The organism is Mesorhizobium sp. P3_A8 (genome assembly GCF_056402995.1).
The window spans coordinates 706,545-723,865 of record NZ_JBFUGI010000002.1 but is presented as its reverse complement, the minus strand read 5'-3'; the positions used below and the strand labels follow the sequence as shown (position 1 = coordinate 723,865).

19 protein-coding genes are annotated in these 17,321 nt (G+C 62.5%); 12 read left to right on the top strand and 7 right to left on the bottom strand.

Features of this window, described 5'->3' with window-relative positions; all coding sequences use genetic code 11:
* Positions 1-72: 72 nt before the first annotated feature.
* On the bottom strand, positions 73-1,224 hold the full coding sequence (locus AC1DX4_RS07685; RefSeq protein WP_477219726.1) for a fumarylacetoacetate hydrolase family protein: 1,152 nt from the start codon (positions 1,222-1,224) through the stop codon (positions 73-75).
* 351 nt (positions 1,225-1,575) lie between these two features.
* On the opposite strand from AC1DX4_RS07685, the gene AC1DX4_RS07680 reads away from it, so the two are divergent.
* The 8 genes from AC1DX4_RS07680 to AC1DX4_RS07645 all read left to right on the top strand — a co-directional run bounded on the left by AC1DX4_RS07680 (position 1,576) and on the right by AC1DX4_RS07645 (position 8,903).
* Positions 1,576-2,460, top strand: a complete 885-nt coding sequence (locus AC1DX4_RS07680) for an ABC transporter permease (RefSeq protein WP_477219725.1) — start codon at positions 1,576-1,578, stop codon at positions 2,458-2,460.
* Entirely contained in the window at positions 2,457-3,278 is an 822-nt protein-coding gene (locus tag AC1DX4_RS07675) for an ABC transporter permease (RefSeq protein WP_477219724.1), read from the top strand. The genes AC1DX4_RS07680 and AC1DX4_RS07675 overlap by 4 nt, the downstream gene beginning before the upstream one ends.
* A gap of 25 nt (positions 3,279-3,303) precedes the next feature.
* Positions 3,304-4,371, top strand: coding sequence for an ABC transporter substrate-binding protein (locus tag AC1DX4_RS07670; RefSeq protein ID WP_477219723.1), 1,068 nt, complete (start codon positions 3,304-3,306; stop codon positions 4,369-4,371).
* Between the two features lie 211 nt (positions 4,372-4,582).
* Entirely contained in the window at positions 4,583-5,191 is a 609-nt protein-coding gene (locus AC1DX4_RS07665) for a cupin domain-containing protein (RefSeq protein ID WP_477219722.1), read from the top strand.
* Positions 5,181-6,266: an ABC transporter ATP-binding protein gene (locus AC1DX4_RS07660; protein ID WP_477219721.1), complete on the top strand. Its 1,086-nt coding sequence runs from the start codon at positions 5,181-5,183 to the stop codon at positions 6,264-6,266. The genes AC1DX4_RS07665 and AC1DX4_RS07660 overlap by 11 nt, the downstream gene beginning before the upstream one ends.
* Before the next feature lie 39 nt (positions 6,267-6,305).
* The gene (locus tag AC1DX4_RS07655; protein ID WP_477219720.1) at positions 6,306-7,733 is read left to right on the top strand and encodes an aldehyde dehydrogenase family protein; all 1,428 of its coding nucleotides are present in this window, start codon (positions 6,306-6,308) and stop codon (positions 7,731-7,733) included.
* Positions 7,734-7,752: 19 nt separating this feature from the next.
* Positions 7,753-8,436 carry a 2'-5' RNA ligase family protein gene (locus AC1DX4_RS07650; RefSeq protein ID WP_477219719.1) on the top strand — a complete coding sequence of 228 codons (684 nt, stop codon included), beginning with the start codon at positions 7,753-7,755 and terminating at the stop codon, positions 8,434-8,436.
* A gap of 113 nt (positions 8,437-8,549) precedes the next feature.
* A complete protein-coding gene (locus AC1DX4_RS07645; protein WP_477219718.1) occupies positions 8,550-8,903 on the top strand; it encodes a SnoaL-like domain-containing protein in 354 nt (117 codons plus the stop codon).
* Positions 8,904-8,996: 93 nt separating this feature from the next.
* On the opposite strand, the gene AC1DX4_RS07640 is transcribed toward AC1DX4_RS07645, so the two are convergent.
* Together AC1DX4_RS07640 and AC1DX4_RS07635 are read right to left on the bottom strand one after the other, a co-directional pair.
* A complete protein-coding gene (locus tag AC1DX4_RS07640; protein ID WP_477219717.1) occupies positions 8,997-9,476 on the bottom strand; it encodes an SRPBCC family protein in 480 nt (159 codons plus the stop codon).
* Complete coding sequence (locus AC1DX4_RS07635; RefSeq protein WP_477219716.1) at positions 9,473-9,829, bottom strand: ArsR/SmtB family transcription factor; 357 nt, start codon at positions 9,827-9,829, stop codon at positions 9,473-9,475. The genes AC1DX4_RS07640 and AC1DX4_RS07635 overlap by 4 nt, the downstream gene beginning before the upstream one ends.
* Positions 9,830-9,997: 168 nt before the next feature.
* On the opposite strand from AC1DX4_RS07635, the gene AC1DX4_RS07630 reads away from it, so the two are divergent.
* Positions 9,998-10,351 carry an ArsC family reductase gene (locus AC1DX4_RS07630; protein ID WP_477219715.1) on the top strand — a complete coding sequence of 118 codons (354 nt, stop codon included), beginning with the start codon at positions 9,998-10,000 and terminating at the stop codon, positions 10,349-10,351.
* 224 nt (positions 10,352-10,575) lie between these two features.
* Here AC1DX4_RS07630 and AC1DX4_RS07625 read toward each other — a convergent pair whose 3' ends face one another.
* The 3 genes from AC1DX4_RS07625 to AC1DX4_RS07615 all read right to left on the bottom strand — a co-directional run bounded on the left by AC1DX4_RS07625 (position 10,576) and on the right by AC1DX4_RS07615 (position 13,206).
* Complete coding sequence (locus AC1DX4_RS07625) at positions 10,576-10,929, bottom strand: DUF488 domain-containing protein (protein ID WP_477219714.1); 354 nt, start codon at positions 10,927-10,929, stop codon at positions 10,576-10,578.
* Between the two features lie 23 nt (positions 10,930-10,952).
* Positions 10,953-12,209 (bottom strand): aminopeptidase, encoded by a 1,257-nt coding sequence (locus AC1DX4_RS07620; RefSeq protein ID WP_477219713.1) that lies wholly within the window; start codon positions 12,207-12,209, stop codon positions 10,953-10,955.
* 82 nt (positions 12,210-12,291) lie between these two features.
* The gene (locus tag AC1DX4_RS07615; protein WP_477219712.1) at positions 12,292-13,206 is read right to left on the bottom strand and encodes a LysR substrate-binding domain-containing protein; all 915 of its coding nucleotides are present in this window, start codon (positions 13,204-13,206) and stop codon (positions 12,292-12,294) included.
* 96 nt (positions 13,207-13,302) lie between these two features.
* Between AC1DX4_RS07615 and AC1DX4_RS07610 the strand changes: the two genes are divergently transcribed.
* The 3 genes from AC1DX4_RS07610 (at position 13,303) to sbmA (ending at position 16,176) form a co-directional block, all read left to right on the top strand.
* Entirely contained in the window at positions 13,303-13,527 is a 225-nt protein-coding gene (locus AC1DX4_RS07610) for a hypothetical protein (protein WP_477219711.1), read from the top strand.
* 117 nt (positions 13,528-13,644) lie between these two features.
* Positions 13,645-14,802 (top strand): YbfB/YjiJ family MFS transporter, encoded by a 1,158-nt coding sequence (locus tag AC1DX4_RS07605; protein WP_477219710.1) that lies wholly within the window; start codon positions 13,645-13,647, stop codon positions 14,800-14,802.
* A gap of 114 nt (positions 14,803-14,916) precedes the next feature.
* Positions 14,917-16,176, top strand: a complete 1,260-nt coding sequence (sbmA, locus tag AC1DX4_RS07600) for a peptide antibiotic transporter SbmA (protein ID WP_477219709.1) — start codon at positions 14,917-14,919, stop codon at positions 16,174-16,176.
* A gap of 30 nt (positions 16,177-16,206) precedes the next feature.
* On the opposite strand, the gene AC1DX4_RS07595 is transcribed toward sbmA, so the two are convergent.
* Complete coding sequence (locus AC1DX4_RS07595) at positions 16,207-17,214, bottom strand: polysaccharide deacetylase family protein (RefSeq protein ID WP_477219708.1); 1,008 nt, start codon at positions 17,212-17,214, stop codon at positions 16,207-16,209.
* Positions 17,215-17,321: the final 107 nt, after the last annotated feature.

The following is a 17,321-nucleotide window of genomic DNA, read 5'->3' as shown; positions in this document are numbered from 1 at the left end:
GAAGTGGATTGCGTCCGCCGTCACTGGGATTCCGCATAAAATTGTGTTGATTGCGGCCGTTTTAGACAGATTCTAGATAAGGTCAGCCTTCGCCAGGTCACGCATCAGATGGCTGGCGCCATAGGTCCAGTGCGGGCAATCGGGCGACAGCCGCACACGGTTGACCAGCGCGCCGAATTTCTCCGACGAGATGGTGACGATGTCGCCGACCTTGTGGGTAAACCCCTTGCCCTTTTCGCCGCGATCCTTCGACGGCACGAACATGGTGCCGAGATAGAGCGCCAGCCCGTCCGGATACTGGTGGTGCGGGCCCATGGCGGCGGCAACCAGCTCTTCCGGAGAACGGCTGATCTCGGCCATCGAGCTTGCGCCCTCCAGCGAGAACCCGTCATCGCCCTCGACCTTCAGGCGCACGACGGCCTGCTTCACATCGTCGATCGAGAACGTGTCGTCGAACAGGCGGATGAACGGGCCTAGTGACGCGGAGGCATTGTTGTCCTTGGCCTTGCCGAGCAGCAGTGCCGAGCGCCCTTCGACGTCGCGCAAATTGACATCGTTGCCGATGGTGGCGCCGACGATCCTGCCGCTTGAGGCGGCGATCATGGCGATCTCCGGCTCCGGATTGTTCCAGGTCGAGACGGGGTGCAGGCCGACATCGGCGCCGAAGCCGACCGAGGCCATCGGCTGGCACTTGGTGAAGATTTCGGCGTCGGGGCCGATGCCGACTTCCAGATATTGCGACCAGGCGCCGCGGGCGATCAGCTTGGCCTTGATCTCCATCGCCGCGGGCGAACCGGGCTTGAGCTTCGACAGATCATGGCCGATCAGCCCGGCAATGTCGGCGCGGATGGCGTCGGCCTTTTCCGCCGAGCCGCGCGCCTGTTCCTCGATCACCCGCTCGAGCAGGCTGACGACGAAGGTCACGCCCGACGCCTTGATCGCCTGCAGGTCGACCGGGGAGAGCAGATAGGGCTTTGCCGGATCGCGCGTGGCCTGAAAACTGTTGGCCGCGATATCATCGAGCGAGCCGATCGGCTTGCCCTTGGCCGAGCGCACATGCCCGGCCGGATCGGCCATCTCGCAGATGTCCCGCACGGTCGGCGCCGCGCTCGAGGTGATGTCGAAGACCGTGCCGTCGCGCACCGTGACCACCAGCGGATGCGAGGCGCTTTTGGCGCGGCCGACAAAAAGGCCCTCGGTGGGCAGATGCGTCGGGTTCGTCATGCGTGCGGTCCTCTAATCATCGAAAATGCGGGCTTGCCGGATCGGCGCGGCACTTTCACCGGATTCCGCTCAAAGGTCTATCCCATTGATGGTGATCCAACGTGCTGTGTTTGGGCTGCGAAATTCCGGCCGTTCGTCGACAGGTGTGCGTCAGGCATCGCAGAAACCGAAAAATGTTTTCAAGAGCATGAAAGCTTCGATGGATTTTCATATGGCACATCAAACCCGGCGTCGCTGCGGTCTCGGCGAACTTGAGACGTTGATCACATCATCCTCCAGCAGGATTCCGCTTGACAGTTTCATGAATATGAAAAAGTCTTAGCAAATTTCAAATTCTTGGTGGGCAGGTCGATGTCGACCCTAGTTGCAACGCAAGCGTCAGAGGCCCGGTCTTCCTCCGGCTTTCGGCTAGCCATGCTGCTGCCGGGGGCGCTGGTCACTTTCCTGCTCATCCTGTTTGCGCTGGGCCTGGTGCTGTTCCTCGCCTTCCGCGGCAATGACGGCTCGCTGCTCGGCGTTGGGCTGACCGTCGAAAACTTCGCCATCGTGGTCACCGATCCGCTCTACTGGACGGTGACGCTGCGCTCGCTGGTCATTGCCGGCCTGGTGACGCTCGCAACCGTCGTCACCGCCTATCCCGTCGCCTACTATCTTGCCTTCCATGCCGGGCGGCGGCGTAGCCTGCTGTTGTTCCTGGTGACGCTGCCGTTCTGGACCAGCTATCTCCTGCGTGTCTTCGCCTGGAAGATCGTGCTCGCCTACAACGGCGTCTTGAACTCGGCGCTGATCGAAAGCGGTATCTGGTCTCAGCCGACATTGGCTTTCCTGAACACTCCGGCCGCCGTCGTCGTCACGCTCGCCCACGCCTACGCGCCGTTTGCCATCCTGCCGATCTATGTGGCGCTGGACACCATCCCGAAATCGCTGCTCGAGGCTGCTTCCGACCTTGGCGCGCGGCCGTTCACCGCGTTCCGCCGTGTCGTGCTGCCGAACTCCATGCCAGGCGTGCTGGCGGCTGCGCTCGTGGTCTTCGTGCCGACGGTCGGCGACTATGTCACCCCGGCAATGGTCGGTGGCCCGACCAGCACCATGATCGGCTCGCTGATCCAGTCGCAGTTCGGCAAGGCCAATGACTGGCCGTTCGGCGCGGCACTTTCGGTTTGCGTGATGCTGGTCATCCTCGTCGTGGTGCTGGTCGCGCGCGGCGCCGACCGCCGGTTTGGCAGCCGAACATGAAAACGGAACGCGCCAGCACGAAACCGGATGGCCGCTGGCTCGGCCTCTACGTGCTTGCCTATCTGGTGTTCCTCTATCTGCCAGTCCTGCTGATCCCGCTGTTCTCCTTCAACGATTCCATCCAGGCTGCGTTTCCGCTGCAGGGTTTCACGCTGCAATGGTACGAGACGCTCTATGGCAATCCGGCGCTGTCGGGTGCGCTCTTGAACAGCCTCGTGATCGGCGCCATCGCCGCCTCCGGCGCGACGCTGTGCGGCATCACCGTGTCCTATATGGACCTCTATGGCCGCTCGCCGCTTGCCGCCACCATCAGCGCCATCGCCCGGCTGCCGATCCTCATTCCCGGCGTCATCGTCGGCATATCGCTGCTGATCCTCATCAATCTCGTTGGCCTCGGACCATCGCGCATAGCCATCGTGCTCGGCCACATACTGGTGGCGCTGCCGACCACCGTGGTGATCATGCGTAGCCGTTTCGCCGCCATCCCGAAGACGGTTCGCGAGGCGGCGCTCGACCTCGGCGCCTCCGACTGGACGACGTTTCGGCGCGTCATGCTGCCGCTCAGCCTGCCGGCCGTGCTGTCGGCCTTCATGCTTGCCTTCCTGATCTCCTTCGACGAATTCATCGTCGTCTTCTTCCTCGCCGGCACCGAGCCGACCCTGCCGCTATACATCTGGAGCCAGCTGCGCTTTCCCCGATCGCTGCCGACAGTCATGGCGCTCGGGACGGTGATCCTGGCCGTGTCCTTCATCGTCGCCGGTACAGCCGAGATCCTGCGTCATCGCGGGCTTGGCGCGACGCGCCGCAATACAGCCTGACCACAACAATGAGAGGAGAACGAAAATGGCATTTCTGAAATCGATAACTGGACACAAGGCCCGGGCCGGCCTCGCCGCATTGGCGCTCGCACTGTCGTCGACCGTGGCGCTGGCCGCCGAGAAGCTGCAATACTTCACCTGGTCGGGCTACGAATTGCCCGACTTCAACAAGAGCTTCCTTGCCGCCCACCCCGATGGCGTCGAGGCCTCGATCTTCGGCGACGACGATGACGCCTTCACCAAGGTCAAGGCCGGCTTCAGGCCTGACATCGCGCATCCCTGCTACGACAAGGTGGCGCGCTGGAACAAGGAAGGCCTGCTGCAGCCGATCGACACCAAGCGCATCAAGAACTGGGATTCGATCTTCCCGGTGTTCAAGAACCTGCCCGATCTGCAGGCCGGCGACGGCAAGGTCTGGATGGTGCCATGGGACTGGGGCAACACCTCGATCCTCTACCGCACCGACCTGGTGAAGAACCCGGAAGCGAGCTGGAACCTTCTGTGGGACAAGCAATATGCCGGTCGCATGGCAACCATCGACGCCGTGCATGACACGCCGATCGTTGCCGCGCTGCTCGCCGGCGTCAATCCGTTCGACATAACGCCCGAGCAGATGGACAAAGTCGCGGCAAAGCTGCGCGAACAGCGCCCGCTGCTGTCGAGCTACACCACCGACATGACCTCGGTCGAGCAGGCGTTGGCCAGCGGTCAACTGGTCGCCGCCATGACCTGGAACGCGTCCGCCACCTCGCTCAAGAAGCAGGGCGTACCGGTCGAATTCATGAAGCCCAAGGAAGGCATGCTGACCTGGGCCTGCGGCTTCGTCATGCTGAAGGACGCCAAGAATGTCGATCTCGCTTATGACTTCATCAACAGCCGGCTGGATGCCGATTCGGGCAAATTCCTGATCCAGTCCTACGGCTATGGCAGCTCGCTCTCGACCGCCTTTGCCGGCGTGGCGAAGGATGAACTTGAGAAGCTGCAACTGCCGTCCGATCCGGAAGTGATGCTGAAGACTACCATCTTCACCGGACCTATGAAGCAGAATGACGATGTGGCCAAGATGTTCGAGAAGGTGAAGGCGGGAGGCTGAGGCTGGTTCCCCCTTCTCCCCTTGTGGGAGAAGGTGGATCGGCGCGCAGCGCCGAGACGGTTGAGGGGTGGGTGACGGATCGCCGTCCTTGCCAAGCTGGAGCACCCCTCATCCGTCGCCTTCGGCGACACCTTCTCCCACAAGGGGAGAAGGGGGAGCCTGGCGACGCTACGCCGCGCTCCAACAAAGTGACTGCAACGAGGACGAATGCATGGATGTTCTTGACGAAGCCGCCGAGAAACCCAAGGACGATGCCGATGTTCGCGTCGGCCGGCGCGTGCGGGCGCTGCGGCTTGAGCGCCGCCTGTCGCTGGCCGAACTGGCGGCAAAAGCCGGCGTGTCGATCGGTGCGCTGAGCCAGATCGAGCGCGGCATGTCCTCGCTGCGCGTCAAGGTGATCTGGCCGCTGGCCGCCGCGCTGGACATCGAGCCGTCGGCGCTGATTGCCGACGGCAATGATGCTGTCAACGATCTCTATTGCGTGCGTGCCAACAGCCGCCGCGCCATTCCCGTGAAGTCGGAAGGCATCGCCAAGGCGCTGCTGTCGCCGCCGGGCGCGACGCTGACCGGCATGCTGGTGACGGTGGAAGCTGGCGGCGGCACGGCGGAAGCCTATGCCCATGCCGGCCATGAGTTCGGCTACGTGCTTTCAGGCGAGGTCGAACTCGTGGTGGATTCGACGAAATACGGGCTGAAAACCGGCGACAGCTTTGCCTTCAAGAGCACGCTGTTGCATGCCTTCCGCAATCCCGGTCTCGAACAATGCCAGATCCTGTGGGTCAACACCACGAAACCGTCCGAGGTTCGCGATGGCGCCTGATCCACTCGTCCGGCTGCAAACTGTCTCGAAGGTTTTTCCCGGTGGCATCGTCGGGCTCGACGCCGTCGATCTCGACATTATCAGCGGTGAATTCATCACGCTGCTCGGGCCGTCGGGGTGCGGCAAGACCACCAGCCTGCGCGTCATCGCCGGCTTCGAAAGCCCGTCGACCGGCAAGGTTTTGCTCGACGGCCGTGATATCACGGCCCTCCGGCCCTTCGACCGGCCGGTCAACACTGTGTTCCAGGACTACGCGCTGTTTCCGCATATGAACGTCGCCGAAAATGTCGGCTTCGGCCTGTCGTTGCGCAAACTGACTGGCGCCGAGCAGGCAAAGCGCGTCGGTGAAGCCCTCGACATGGTCGGTCTCGCCGACAAGCTTGGCGCCCGCGTCTTGGAACTGTCGGGCGGCCAGCGCCAGCGTGTCGCGCTCGCCCGCGCCATCGTCTGCGAGCCGCGCGTTCTGTTGCTCGACGAGCCACTGTCGGCGCTGGACGCGCATCTGCGTGAGCAGATGCAGGTCGAACTGAAGCGGCTGCAATCGCGGCTTGGCACCACCTTCGTCATGGTCACCCACGACCAGACCGAGGCGCTGTCGATCTCCGACCGCATCGTCGTCATGAACAAGGGTCGCATCGAGCAGATCGCCCCGCCGGCGACGCTTTATGACCGGCCCGCCACGAAGTTCGTTGCCAGCTTCATCGGCACCATGAATCTCCTGCAATCGCGTTTTGTCGGCCGCGATGGCGACCGCCTGCGGTTCGCCGCCGGCACTTTGCCGCTCGAGGCCGTTTCTGAAACCGGCCAGTCACCTGGCGAAGGCGAGGTGCGCACCATTGGCGTGCGTCCGGAGGACTTGCTGGCGGCGACCGAGGCCACGCCCGGCACCGCGCCGGCGCGCGTCAACAGCATTGTCTTTCACGGCCGCACGCTGCGCTTGCATGCCGAACTCGAGAAAGGCGCACCTGTTGTCATCGATGCGCCGCGCCAGGCCGAGGGTTTTCAATTCAGCGTCGGCGACGTGGCGCATATCAGCCTGCGGCGTGGCGCCAACTGCCCTATGCTCTCCGCATAGGCTGACCATCCATTTCCCAAAACATCGGAGTCTTTCCCTTTGAGCAATCATCTCAACTTCTTCATCGACGGCAAATGGGTGGCACCCGTGGTGCCGGCGACGCTTGATGTCATCGACCCGTCCACCGAAGAGGCCTATACGAAAATTTCCGTCGGCTCGAAGGCCGATGTCGACAAGGCCGTTGCCGCCGCCAAGGCCGCCTTTCCGTCCTTCTCGCAGACCAGCAAGGCCGAGCGCCTGACGCTGTTGAAGCGCATCCTCGAAGTCTACAACGAACGCTTCGAGGACATCGCCCAGGCCGTGAGTCAGGAAAATGGTTCGCCGATCACCTGGGCGCGCGAGGCGCAGGCCTGGGCGGGCAGGGCGCATATGGAAGCCACCATCAAGGCGCTGGAGGACTATGAATTCCAGGAGAAGCGCGGCGGCACCATGGTGGTCAAGGAACCGATCGGCGTCTGCGCGCTGATCACGCCGTGGAACTGGCCGCTCAACCAGATAGTCTGCAAGGTGGCGCCGGCGATTGCCGCCGGCTGCACCGTTGTGCTGAAGCCGTCCGAGATCGCGCCGATCAGCGGCATCGTCTTCTCCGAAGTGATGGAAGCCGCCGGCACGCCGAAGGGCGTCTACAACATGATCAACGGCACGGGTCCGGATGTCGGCCAGATCATGGCCGGCCATCCCGATGTCGACATGGTGTCCTTCACCGGCTCGACCCGCGCCGGCATCATCGTCGCCAAGACAGCTGCCGAGACGGTCAAGCGCGTGGCGCAGGAACTCGGCGGCAAGTCGGCCAACATTGTGCTGCCCGACGCCGATTTCGAAACGGCGGTGCGCAAGGGCGTTGAGGGTTGCTTCGGCAACAGTGGCCAGTCCTGCGATGCGCCGACGCGCATGCTGGTCCCGGCCGCGCGTCATGACGAGGCGCTGGCCATCGCCAAGAAGGCGGCCGAAGCACACAATGTCGGCGATCCGCGCAATGAACAGACCAAGCTTGGCCCGGTCGTCAGCGAGCTCCAGTTCAACAAGATCCAGCGGCTGATCGAGGCCGGCATCAAGGAAGGCGCCACACTGGTCACCGGCGGCCCCGGCCGGCCGGAACATCTCAACCGCGGCTACTATGTCAGGCCGACTGTGTTTGGCCACGTGACGCCAGGCATGACCATCGAGAAGGAAGAGATCTTTGGCCCGGTGCTGTCGGTCATCTCCTACAGTGACGACGACGACGCGGTGAAGATCGCCAACGACACGGTCTACGGCCTCGCCGCCTATGTGCAGTCTGGCGATATCGACCATGCGCGAAAGGTGGCAGGACAGCTGCGCGCCGGGCAGGTCTCGATCAACTATCCGGAATGGGACACGTTCGCGCCGTTCGGCGGCTACAAGCAGTCGGGCAACGGCCGCGAATATGCCGACTGGGCGATCCACGATTTCCTCGAGGTCAAGGGCATCATCGGCTACGGGGCGTAGGCTTCGGATCAATCTACGCTTGACTCAAAGATTTGTTCCTGTTTTGTTCTATTGTCAGAGCAAAACAGGAGCGTTCTTCGCCAGGCGTGTGCGTATGTATCGGCAAGGTGAACTCGATTTCGGCATAGCAGTGCCGCCGCGCCGGCCGAAACGGCCAGATCGCGCCTTCTTCGGGCTGTTCTTGCAGCCCCAGTGCTATGATCTCTTCGGCGATCTGCAGAGGCAGCTTTGTAGTCAGTATGGAATAGTTGGATCGCTTCTGTCGGTTGAACGGTTTCACCTGAGCGTGCAGCATGCTGGCGATTACAAACGGCTGCGGTCGAAGACCATCTTTGCCGGATCACGAGCGGGCCAGCACGTCCATATGCCTGCCTTTGAAATTACCTTTGGCCATGTTGGCAGTTTCTCCGGTCGCCCGGCAACCAGAGGCAAGCCACCGCATCGACCGTTTGTGCTTCTGGCCGAAGATGGGCCGGTTTTCGAACTCCACAAATTGCTTGGCGCCGAGATGCTCGCGAATGGGCTCAAAGCGTCGGATCATTTCGTTCCGCATCTGACACTCGCTTACGATCAGAAGTTTGTCCCCCGGCAACCCATCGAACGGATCAGCTTCGTTGCCAAGGATTTCATCTTCGTTCACAGCCTGCGCGGCCTGACAAAATACCTCTTCCTGGACCGTTGGCCCTTGATAGGGGCGTCGTAGTCATGAAGCGGTCAGTTCGTCCTGACATGGATTGTCAGCTACCAAGCGGTCTGACGGTGGTTGACCAGTCGGCCGTTCCCTATTTGCAATGCGTCTGAACAGGAGGAACACAGATGACCATCGCGGATATTGCAAAGGATTTCACCGAGCTGCTCCAGCAGGGTGATCACGCCAGTGCTGGCGAGAAATACAACGCCGACGACATCGTCAGCTACGAAGCCATGGAAGGGCCAATGGCCGTGGCCCGTGGCAAAGAGGCTCTCAAGCAAAAGGGCCAATGGTGGCAAGAGAATCACGAAGTCCACGGTGGCTCGGTCGAGGGCCCCTATGTCAACGGCGACCAGTTCGCCGTGCGCTTCAAGTTCGACGTAACGCCCAAGGCCACCGGCGAGCGTGCCACCATGGATGAAGTCGGCCTGTATACGGTCAAGAACGGCAAGATCACGGAAGAGCGCTTTTACTACTGAGCCGGAAAACGGCTCCGTCCTCGGAGCTTGCTCTCTTCGCTACAGGAGAAACAAGCATGGCGGCCGAGGCAATCCCCGGCCGCCATGTGACGCTCAAATCGTCTTCACATACTCCGCAAGCTGATCGGCCACCGTGCCCCAGCCATCGAAGAAACCCATCTCTTCATGGTTGTTGCGGGTCGCCTCGTCGCGGTGGATGGCGGTGGCGGTGTAACGCGTGCCCCGGCCATCCGGCTGGAGGGAAATGACGGCGGTGATGAAGGGCTCGCCTGACGGCCGGTAGCCCGGCAGCAGTGCATCCGTCCACACCAGCCGCTCGTTCGGCACGATGTCGAGATAGCAGCAATGGCGATCGCTGACCTCCTTGCCGTCGGGCGACTGCATGCGTGTCCGGAACAGCCCGCCTGGCCGCAGATCGATCTCGCAATCGGTGATCAGCCATGGCTTGGGCGTGAACCATTGCCTGACATGCTCCGGCGTCGTCATGGCCCGCCATAGCAGTTCGCGCGGCGCGTCGAGCACGCGCTCCAGCACGAGGTCCAGTCTGGGATCCGGCTTGAAGGGATAGCTCATTTTTCCTGCTCCTTGAGGCTCATCACATAGGCGTCGAACTGGTCGAGGCGGCGCTCCCACAGCGTGCGCTGCTCGGCCAGCCAGTTCTCGGCGAGCTGAAGCGGCTCGGGCGCCAGTTGATAGGTCCTGGTGCGGCCAATCTTTTCCGAGCGCACCAGCCCACAGCCTTCCAGCACCTTGAGATGCTCGATGAAGGAAGGCAGCGCCATCTCGAAAGGCTGCGCCAGCTCACTGACCGAGGCCGGGCTGCGGTTCAGCCTCTCGACGACGCGGCGCCGCGTCGGATCGGCAAGCGCGCGGAAGATGCCATCGATGGGCGGGAGGCTCGGATTGGCGGTCTGGAGGCTTGTCATGGGTCGATCCTACTGCGCCGTCACAAGTGTCTCAAAAATACTTAGGAAAATTCCTTAGTATTGGCAAGCCGGAAAATTCCCGAGTTGCGGGCTTGGGCGCTGGCAAAGCGAGAAGGGCGGTTTTAGGCTGTGCGACGGATTCGACTGCCAGCTCAAGGGAAGCGCGCTTTGACGATCACCATCTACGGCATCACCACCTGCGACACGGTCAAGAAGGCGCGCGTCTGGCTGGAGAGCCATGAAGTACCATATCGTTTCCACGATTTTCGTGCGGAGGGGCTGGACGCGAAGCGGCTGGATGGCTGGGTCGGCAAGGTCGGCTGGGAAAAGCTGCTCAACAAGGGCAGCACGACGTTCCGCGAGTTGGCTGACAAGGACAAGGCCGGGCTTGACGAGAAGAAGGCCAAGGCGCTGATGCTGGCCAAACCGACAATGGTCAAGCGGCCGGTGTTGGAGGTTGGCGACGGGGTTCTGGTTGGGTTCAAGCCGGAGGCCTATGAGCAGGCGGTGGGTGGGAAGTAGAGCGGATCTTCACCTTCGCCCGTCGCGGGCCAGCGCGCCCCTCTGTCCTGCCGGACATCTCCCCACTAGGGGGGGAGATTGGATACCGTCGCCGATTTCGCCAATCGCCAACGTCGCAGGATTGGGCAAAGCGCCGAAGCTGCCGATCTCCCCCCAAGTGGGGGAGATGTCCGGCAGGACAGAGGGGGGCGCTGGCCCGCCTGCTTGCGAAGGTTCCGAGCGCCTCAACCTGCGCGCAGATACCCCGCCAGCGCCACGGCATTGTTATGCGCCTCATCATGCGCGCCGTAGAGCAACGTCACCTTGCCCTTACTCAGCAGCCCGCGCAGTTGCGTCACCGCCTCTTCATTCCCGTCCAACTCGGCTCCGTACCGCTTCCGAAACTCCGCCCAGCGCGCCGGCTCGTGTCCGAACCATTTGCGTAGCTCATCGCTCGGCGCGATCTCCTTCAGCCACAGCGCCAGTGCAGCGTGCTCTTTGCTGACGCCACGTGGCCAGATGCGATCGACCAGCACACGCTGCCCGTCATCGGGAGCGGGCGGCTCGTAAATCCGCTTGACCATCAGGTCGAAAGCCATTCGACCTCCCTAGGTGGTCACCCTCAGGCCCACTCGCCCTTGCGCATCACCGGCACCTTGCGGCCGTCCTTGTGGACGCCATCGATGTCGATCTTGTCCGAGCCGATCATCCAGTCGATGTGGATGAAACTCTTGTTGCCGCCGCGCGCCGCGATCTCGTCCTGGCTGAGCGAGGCGCCGTCGACGAAGCACTTCGAATAGCACTGGCCGAGCGCGATGTGGCAGGCGGCGTTCTCGTCGAACAGCGTGTTGAAGAACAGCAGCCCGCTGGCCGAGATCGGCGAGGAATGCGGCACCAGTGCCACTTCGCCCAGCCGCCGCGAGCCCTCATCGGTGTCGAGCACCTTCTTCAGCACATCCTCACCCTTGGAGGCCTTGGCCTCGACGATCCGGCCATCCTCGAAGCGCACCGAGATATCGTCGATCAGCGTGCCCTGGTAGGACAGCGGCTTGGTCGAGGAGACATGGCCCGAGACGCGACGCGCATGCGGCGTGGTGAACACCTCTTCAGTCGGGATGTTGGGGTTGCAGGTGATGCCGTTCTTGGCTGTCGAGGCGCCGCCCATCCACTCATGGCCGTCGGCCAGTCCGACCGTCAGGTCGGTGCCCGGTCCGGTGAAATGCAGGGCGTGGAAATTATGGCCGTTCAGCCATTCGGTGCGGCCGCGCAGCGCTGCATTGTGCGCCGTCCAGTTTGCGATGGGGTCTTCCACGTCGACCCGCGACGCCGCGAAGATCGCATCGGCGAGCTTCACCACGGCAACATCGTCGGCATCGCCAGGGAAAACCTGCTTGGCCCAGGCGAGGTCCGGATAGGCGACGATGTTCCAGTTGATGTCGAAGCCGGTGATCTTTTCCAGCGCCGGCTGGTAGGCCATCGAATTGGCCTTGTTGGCGCGCGCCACTTTGGCCGGATCCTGCGCCGACAGCAGCGATGGATCCTCGCCGCGCACGGCAAGCCGCGCCGCATTGTTGGAAAAGGCCTTCGCCATGCCTTCATAGAGCCAGCCGGCGGCGTGGTCGAAACCGGCGTCCGCCCCGAAGCGATAGCGCGCCAGCGTCATCTCGTCGTCGTTGAAGATCGGCGTCACCAGACCGGCGCCGGCCTTGTAGGCATGCTCGACGATTCGCCTGGTCAGCGGCAGGGCCGCAATCGACGAGGTCAGCACCAGATCCTGTCCGGGCTGCAATTGCAGCCCGACCTTGATGGCGACTTCCGCCAGCCTGTCGAGCTTCACCGGGTCGATCGTTGCGGAAACGCCGCGCGAATGTGTGGTCATGATCCTGCCTGCCATGATGTTTGATCTGGTCTTACATAGACCGCAGCCGGCATCCTTTCCACCGCGATTGCGCTCGGCCAGATCAGGCCGCGCTTTCGAGTGACCCGAACTGCGCCATCGTCGCCGCGATCTCTTCCTTGATCCAGGCCTTGAAGTCCCGGATCTTGCGGCTCTCCGCCTTGGCCGACGAGGTCACCAGCCAGTAGCCGAGACCGCTCTGGGCGCGGATGCCGAATGGGGCCACCAGCCGCCCGTCGGCCAGCGCATCGGCCGCCAGCAACTGCCAGCCCAGCATCACGCCATGGCCGGCAATGGCTGATTCCAGGCACAGCATCGGATCGGTGAAGCGCGCGCCCTTCTGGAAGGTGACGGGTGGAACACCGGCTGCCGAGAACCAGCTCTCCCAATTGATCATCGCCCGCTCGTCGGTGATGGCGCAGGTCTGGGCAAGATCCTCGATCGATTGCAGTTTCCTGGCGATATCAGGCGAGCAGACTGGAAAGACTTCCTGCGCCAAGAGCAATTCCGCTCGCCCTTCTGGCCATTTGCCGTCGCCAAGCCGGATGGCGATGTCAACGTCGGAGCGGTCGAGATTGGTGAGCCGCACCGTAGCGTCGATGCGCAGCAACACGTTGGGATGGCGGTCGAAGTGACGCGATAGCCTGGGCAGCAGCCACTTCGAGGCGAAGGCCGGCGCCACCGAAACCACCAATGTGCATTGCGTCGCCTCGTCGGCCAGCGCCACGGCCTGGGCAAGCTCGCGAAATCCCGTGCCGAGACGGGTCGCGAAGACGGCGCCGAATTCGGTCAGCACGAGACCGCTTGCCGTGCGCTCGAACAGCGCCTGGCCGAGCTGCTTTTCGGTGCGGCTGATCTGCTGGCTGACCGCACTGACGGAAACGTTGAGCTCGCCGGCGGCCGCTGCGAGCGAGCCGAGACGGGCAACTGTTTCGACGGCGCGAAGGCCGTTGAGGTGAACGCGGTTGAGCATGGCCATTTGAGATTTTCTAAACTGTTCCGTCTGAAATCTCAATTGAAAGACGCGCCGAAACGGCAGACTTTGTTGATGGGAGAGAGACCCGTGGAGCCGGAAATGTTAAGGGTGCTGTCATCGCTTAAGGTTCTGTTCGCTGGGGGCACGCCGTATGAGCGTGGCTCCGAGAGCGACAAGCTCAAATGGCTCACCGATCCGCTTTCGCACCCCGTCCTGAACACGATGTCGGAGCGCGAACTTGGCGACGTGCCGTTCAGGCTGACGGCGCGGCGAACCGTGCACGAGACCGCTTCCTTGCAAGCCGGTTTCGGTGGGCGCTGCTGAGCGGATTCCCGCACTCTTCGGCTTAAGGAAAACTCGAGCTGGCGCGACACGCTGTAGGCCCACTGGCCCAACGAAAGGCGATTGTTTCAGCGATCCCTGCATTTATTGTGCGCTGCAATGGCATCGGCCTCAACAGCGCTGCGCTTCACCGTCGCCGGCATGGTTGCGATGGCCGTCGCCATGGGCATCGGCCGCTTCGTCTACACGCCGATCCTGCCCGGCATGATGGAAGAGCTGCACCTCTCGCCGGCCAATGCCGGGTGGATCGCGTCTGCCAATTATCTCGGCTACCTCGTCGGCGCGCTGGTGGCGGCGGGCGGCTGGGCGCATGGCCGCGAGCGCCTGCTGATGCTGGGCGGTCTTGGCGCCAGCGCCGTCCTTGCGGCCTTGATGGGGCTGACCGATGCCATGGTCGCCTTTCTCGTCATCCGCTTTCTGGCCGGTCTGGCCAGCGCCTTCGTCATGGTGTTCATGGCCAGCATCGTTTTCAGCCATATCAATGCTGCCGGTCGCGGCGACCTGCAGGCGTGGCATTTCGGCGGCGTCGGCATCGGCATCGCCATCTCGGCCGCGATGATGGCGGTGCTGGTCACCGAGCATGCCGGCTGGGCGGCGGGCTGGTTGTGGTCGGCGGCGATTTCGGCCTGTGGCTTCGTGGTCGTGGCACTGCTGGTGAATGAAGGTCCGCTCGCCAGCGGCGAAGCGGTCCGCGAGCCCGCGCTGCCGAAAGACCGGTCGCTGATGAAGATCATCGTCGCCTATGGCCTGTTTGGCTTCGGCTATGTGGTGACGGCGACATTCCTGGTCGCCATCGTTCGCCAAGGCGGCGGCAGTCGCGTCTTCGAAGCCATGGTGTGGCTGGTCGCCGGACTTGCGGGTTTTCCTTCGACCTGGCTGTGGCAGAAGATCGCCGGACGGATCGGGCTCTACGCCGCCTATGCGTTGGCGTGCTTCATCGAAGTCATCGGCGTCACCGCCAGCGTGGCGCTTGGCGGATATTCGGGGCCACTGCTTGGCGGTTTGCTGCTCGGCGGCACCTTCATTGCCATTACCGCGCTTGGCCTGCAGGCCGCGCGCCAGCAGGCGCCAAAGGCGCCCCGGCGCATCTTTGCGTTGATGACGGCCTCGTTCGGCCTCGGCCAGATCATCGGCCCGATCGCAGCCGGCCTTTTGGCGCAGGCGTCGGGGAATTTCTTCCTGGCTTCCATCGTCGCTGCGGCCATTCTGGTCGTGTCCGGCATCGTCACATGGTCGGCCGCGCCAAAATCGCCATGATTTGTGGTCTTGCTCTGCACCGGGCATCGGGCAGGCATTTTCTTTCCCCCTAATGTGTGACTTTATGCCCGCCGACGTCAGCTGATTTGCCCACCGAGCAAGGAATTCGCCACAGTGTTCGTATCCTTCTTCCCGCAGCCGAAGCTGTTTTTCTCTTCGGCCGCCATCTGGAGCCTTGCGGCAATCCTGTTCTGGTTTTTCGGCGGGGAGCAACTGGGCGCAGTGTTCGGGATGCCACCGGCGGCTGCCGACGCCCCGCCCATCATCGGCATCGCCATCCTCGTATCGAAGCCGTTCCTCTGGTTTTATCTCTACTTCGCGTTTTGCGTGCTCGTCTTCTACGCGTTCTGGAGCTGGTACTCACCGCATCCATGGCAGCGCTGGTCGATCCTGATGACTGCGGTCATCCTGTTTTTCATCTATTTCAATGTGCAGGTCAGCGTTGCCGTCAACGCTTGGTACGGCCCGTTCTTTGACTACGTGCAAGGCCTGATGTCGGGGACCGGAAAATCGACCAATGGCGAATTCTACACCGGACTGGCTGACTTCTCATGGCTCGCGCTGGTTGGCATGAATGTGCAGGTGGTCAATGCCTTCATCGTCAGCCACTGGATCTTCCGCTGGCGCACGGCGATGAACAATTATTTCATCGAGAACTGGGGCAGGCTGCGGCATATCGAGGGCGCTTCGCAGCGTATCCAGGAAGATACGATGCGGTTCTCGCAGATCATGGAGGATCTAGGCTCCAGCTTCGTCCAGTCGATCATGACCCTGATCGCCTTCCTGCCGGTCATGATCCAGTTGCAGGCCCATATCAGCGAATTGCCGATCATCGGCGCAGTCCCGCAGCCTCTGGTGATTGCAGCGCTTGCCTGGTGCTTGTTCGGAACCATCTCGGTCATGGTTGCCGGCCTGAAACTTCCGGGGCTGCAGTTCCGCAACCAGCGCGTCGAAGCCGCGTATCGTAAGGAACTGGTCTATGGCGAGGATCATGCGGACAGGGCGCAGCCGGCCACCACCGCCGAACTGTTCGAGAATGTTCGTCACAACTATTTCAGGCTCTATTTCCACTACATCTATTTCAACGTCGTCCGGTACACCTACCTGCAAGCTGACAACATTTTCTCGCTGTTGATCCTGGGTCCTTCGCTGGTTGCACACAAGATAACCTTCGGCGCGCTGAACCAGATCTCGAACGCCTTCGGCAAGGTGACGGGTTCGCTGCAGTTCCTGCTCACCTCCTGGTCGACCATCGTCGAACTGCAGTCTGTCCACAAGCGCCTGCGCGCCTTCGAAGCGACGCTGCAAGGCGAGCCATTGCCTGATATCGACCAGCGTTACCTGGCAAGGCAGGGTGCCGAAGATCCGGCCTAAGAAAAACTTGATGCGAACCGGGTTGGCGGCTCAGCCGCCAACCGAGGCCTGCTTCTGGCCGCCATCCTGCCGCGCGACATAATCGCGAAAACTGATGCATTCGACATCTGATTTGACGCAGACCTCGCCGGCGAAGCGCTCCAGCGCGTTCCAGTACGCGCCGTCATTCATCAGCGTGAAGTGGAAGCCGAGTTCCAGAGGAATCCGCTTGCCTTGATACTGCGCGTCGAAGGCAGTGCGAAACGCCTGATAGGTCCGGTCCGCGAACTCGTCCGCCTTGCTCGGCCGCTCGAAGCCGCCGGAATGCCTGATATAGAGATTGTAATCCATGGCGATCACCGGCCTGGATTTCGGTCCTTCCGGAATCTGCGGCAGGGAAAAGCGTGTGATGCCGCCAACGGTCGGCGGCTGGGCAGGCCCCTGTGAAACGCCGCTGGCGTCGAACTGGTAGCCGGCGGCCGGCAGCGCTTCGTAAAGCGCCTTGCTTGTCGACAGATAGGGTGCGCGGAAACCGACCACCGCATGCCTGGCGAAATCGCGCCAGCCCTGCGGTTCCGGCACAATGCCGTTGATCGCATAGGCGTTCTCAAGAATGTGCTCGAAGGAGGCGAACTCCTTCAGCCACTCGGCCTTGCTCCAATCCTTGCCGTCGAAATGGCCGCAGGCGTGGCTGGCGATGTCGTGCCCCTCGTGCGCGGCAAGGCCAATCTGTTCCAGCCGCTCGGCGACTTCCTGTTTTGAGGCGGCAAAGCCGATGTTCGATTTCCCGGCTGTTTTGCCGGGCGCGGTGTATTCCATGCGTGTCTCCGGCGACAGCAGGAAGACGCAGGAGAGAAAATAGGTGAAATGCGCGCCGGTGCGCTGCGCCAGCGCGCGGCTGCGTTTCCACTGCGAGATGTCGCGGGCGCTGTCGAAGGAGATGATGACCACCTGCTTGGGCTTTGCCGGCATTGGTGGCGCGGGCGGATCGGCCAGGGCCACGCCTGCGGTGGCGAGCGAGGCAAGCGAAAACGCAGCAACGCGAGACAAACAAGGCATCGGCAAACTTACGGGCTCCTGACGGTCAGCAAGCCGGCTATCCCCGAAATGTGGCGTGGGTGCGGTTGGCCCTTTCATCCGTTTGCCCCGGGGCAAACATCGGCTTG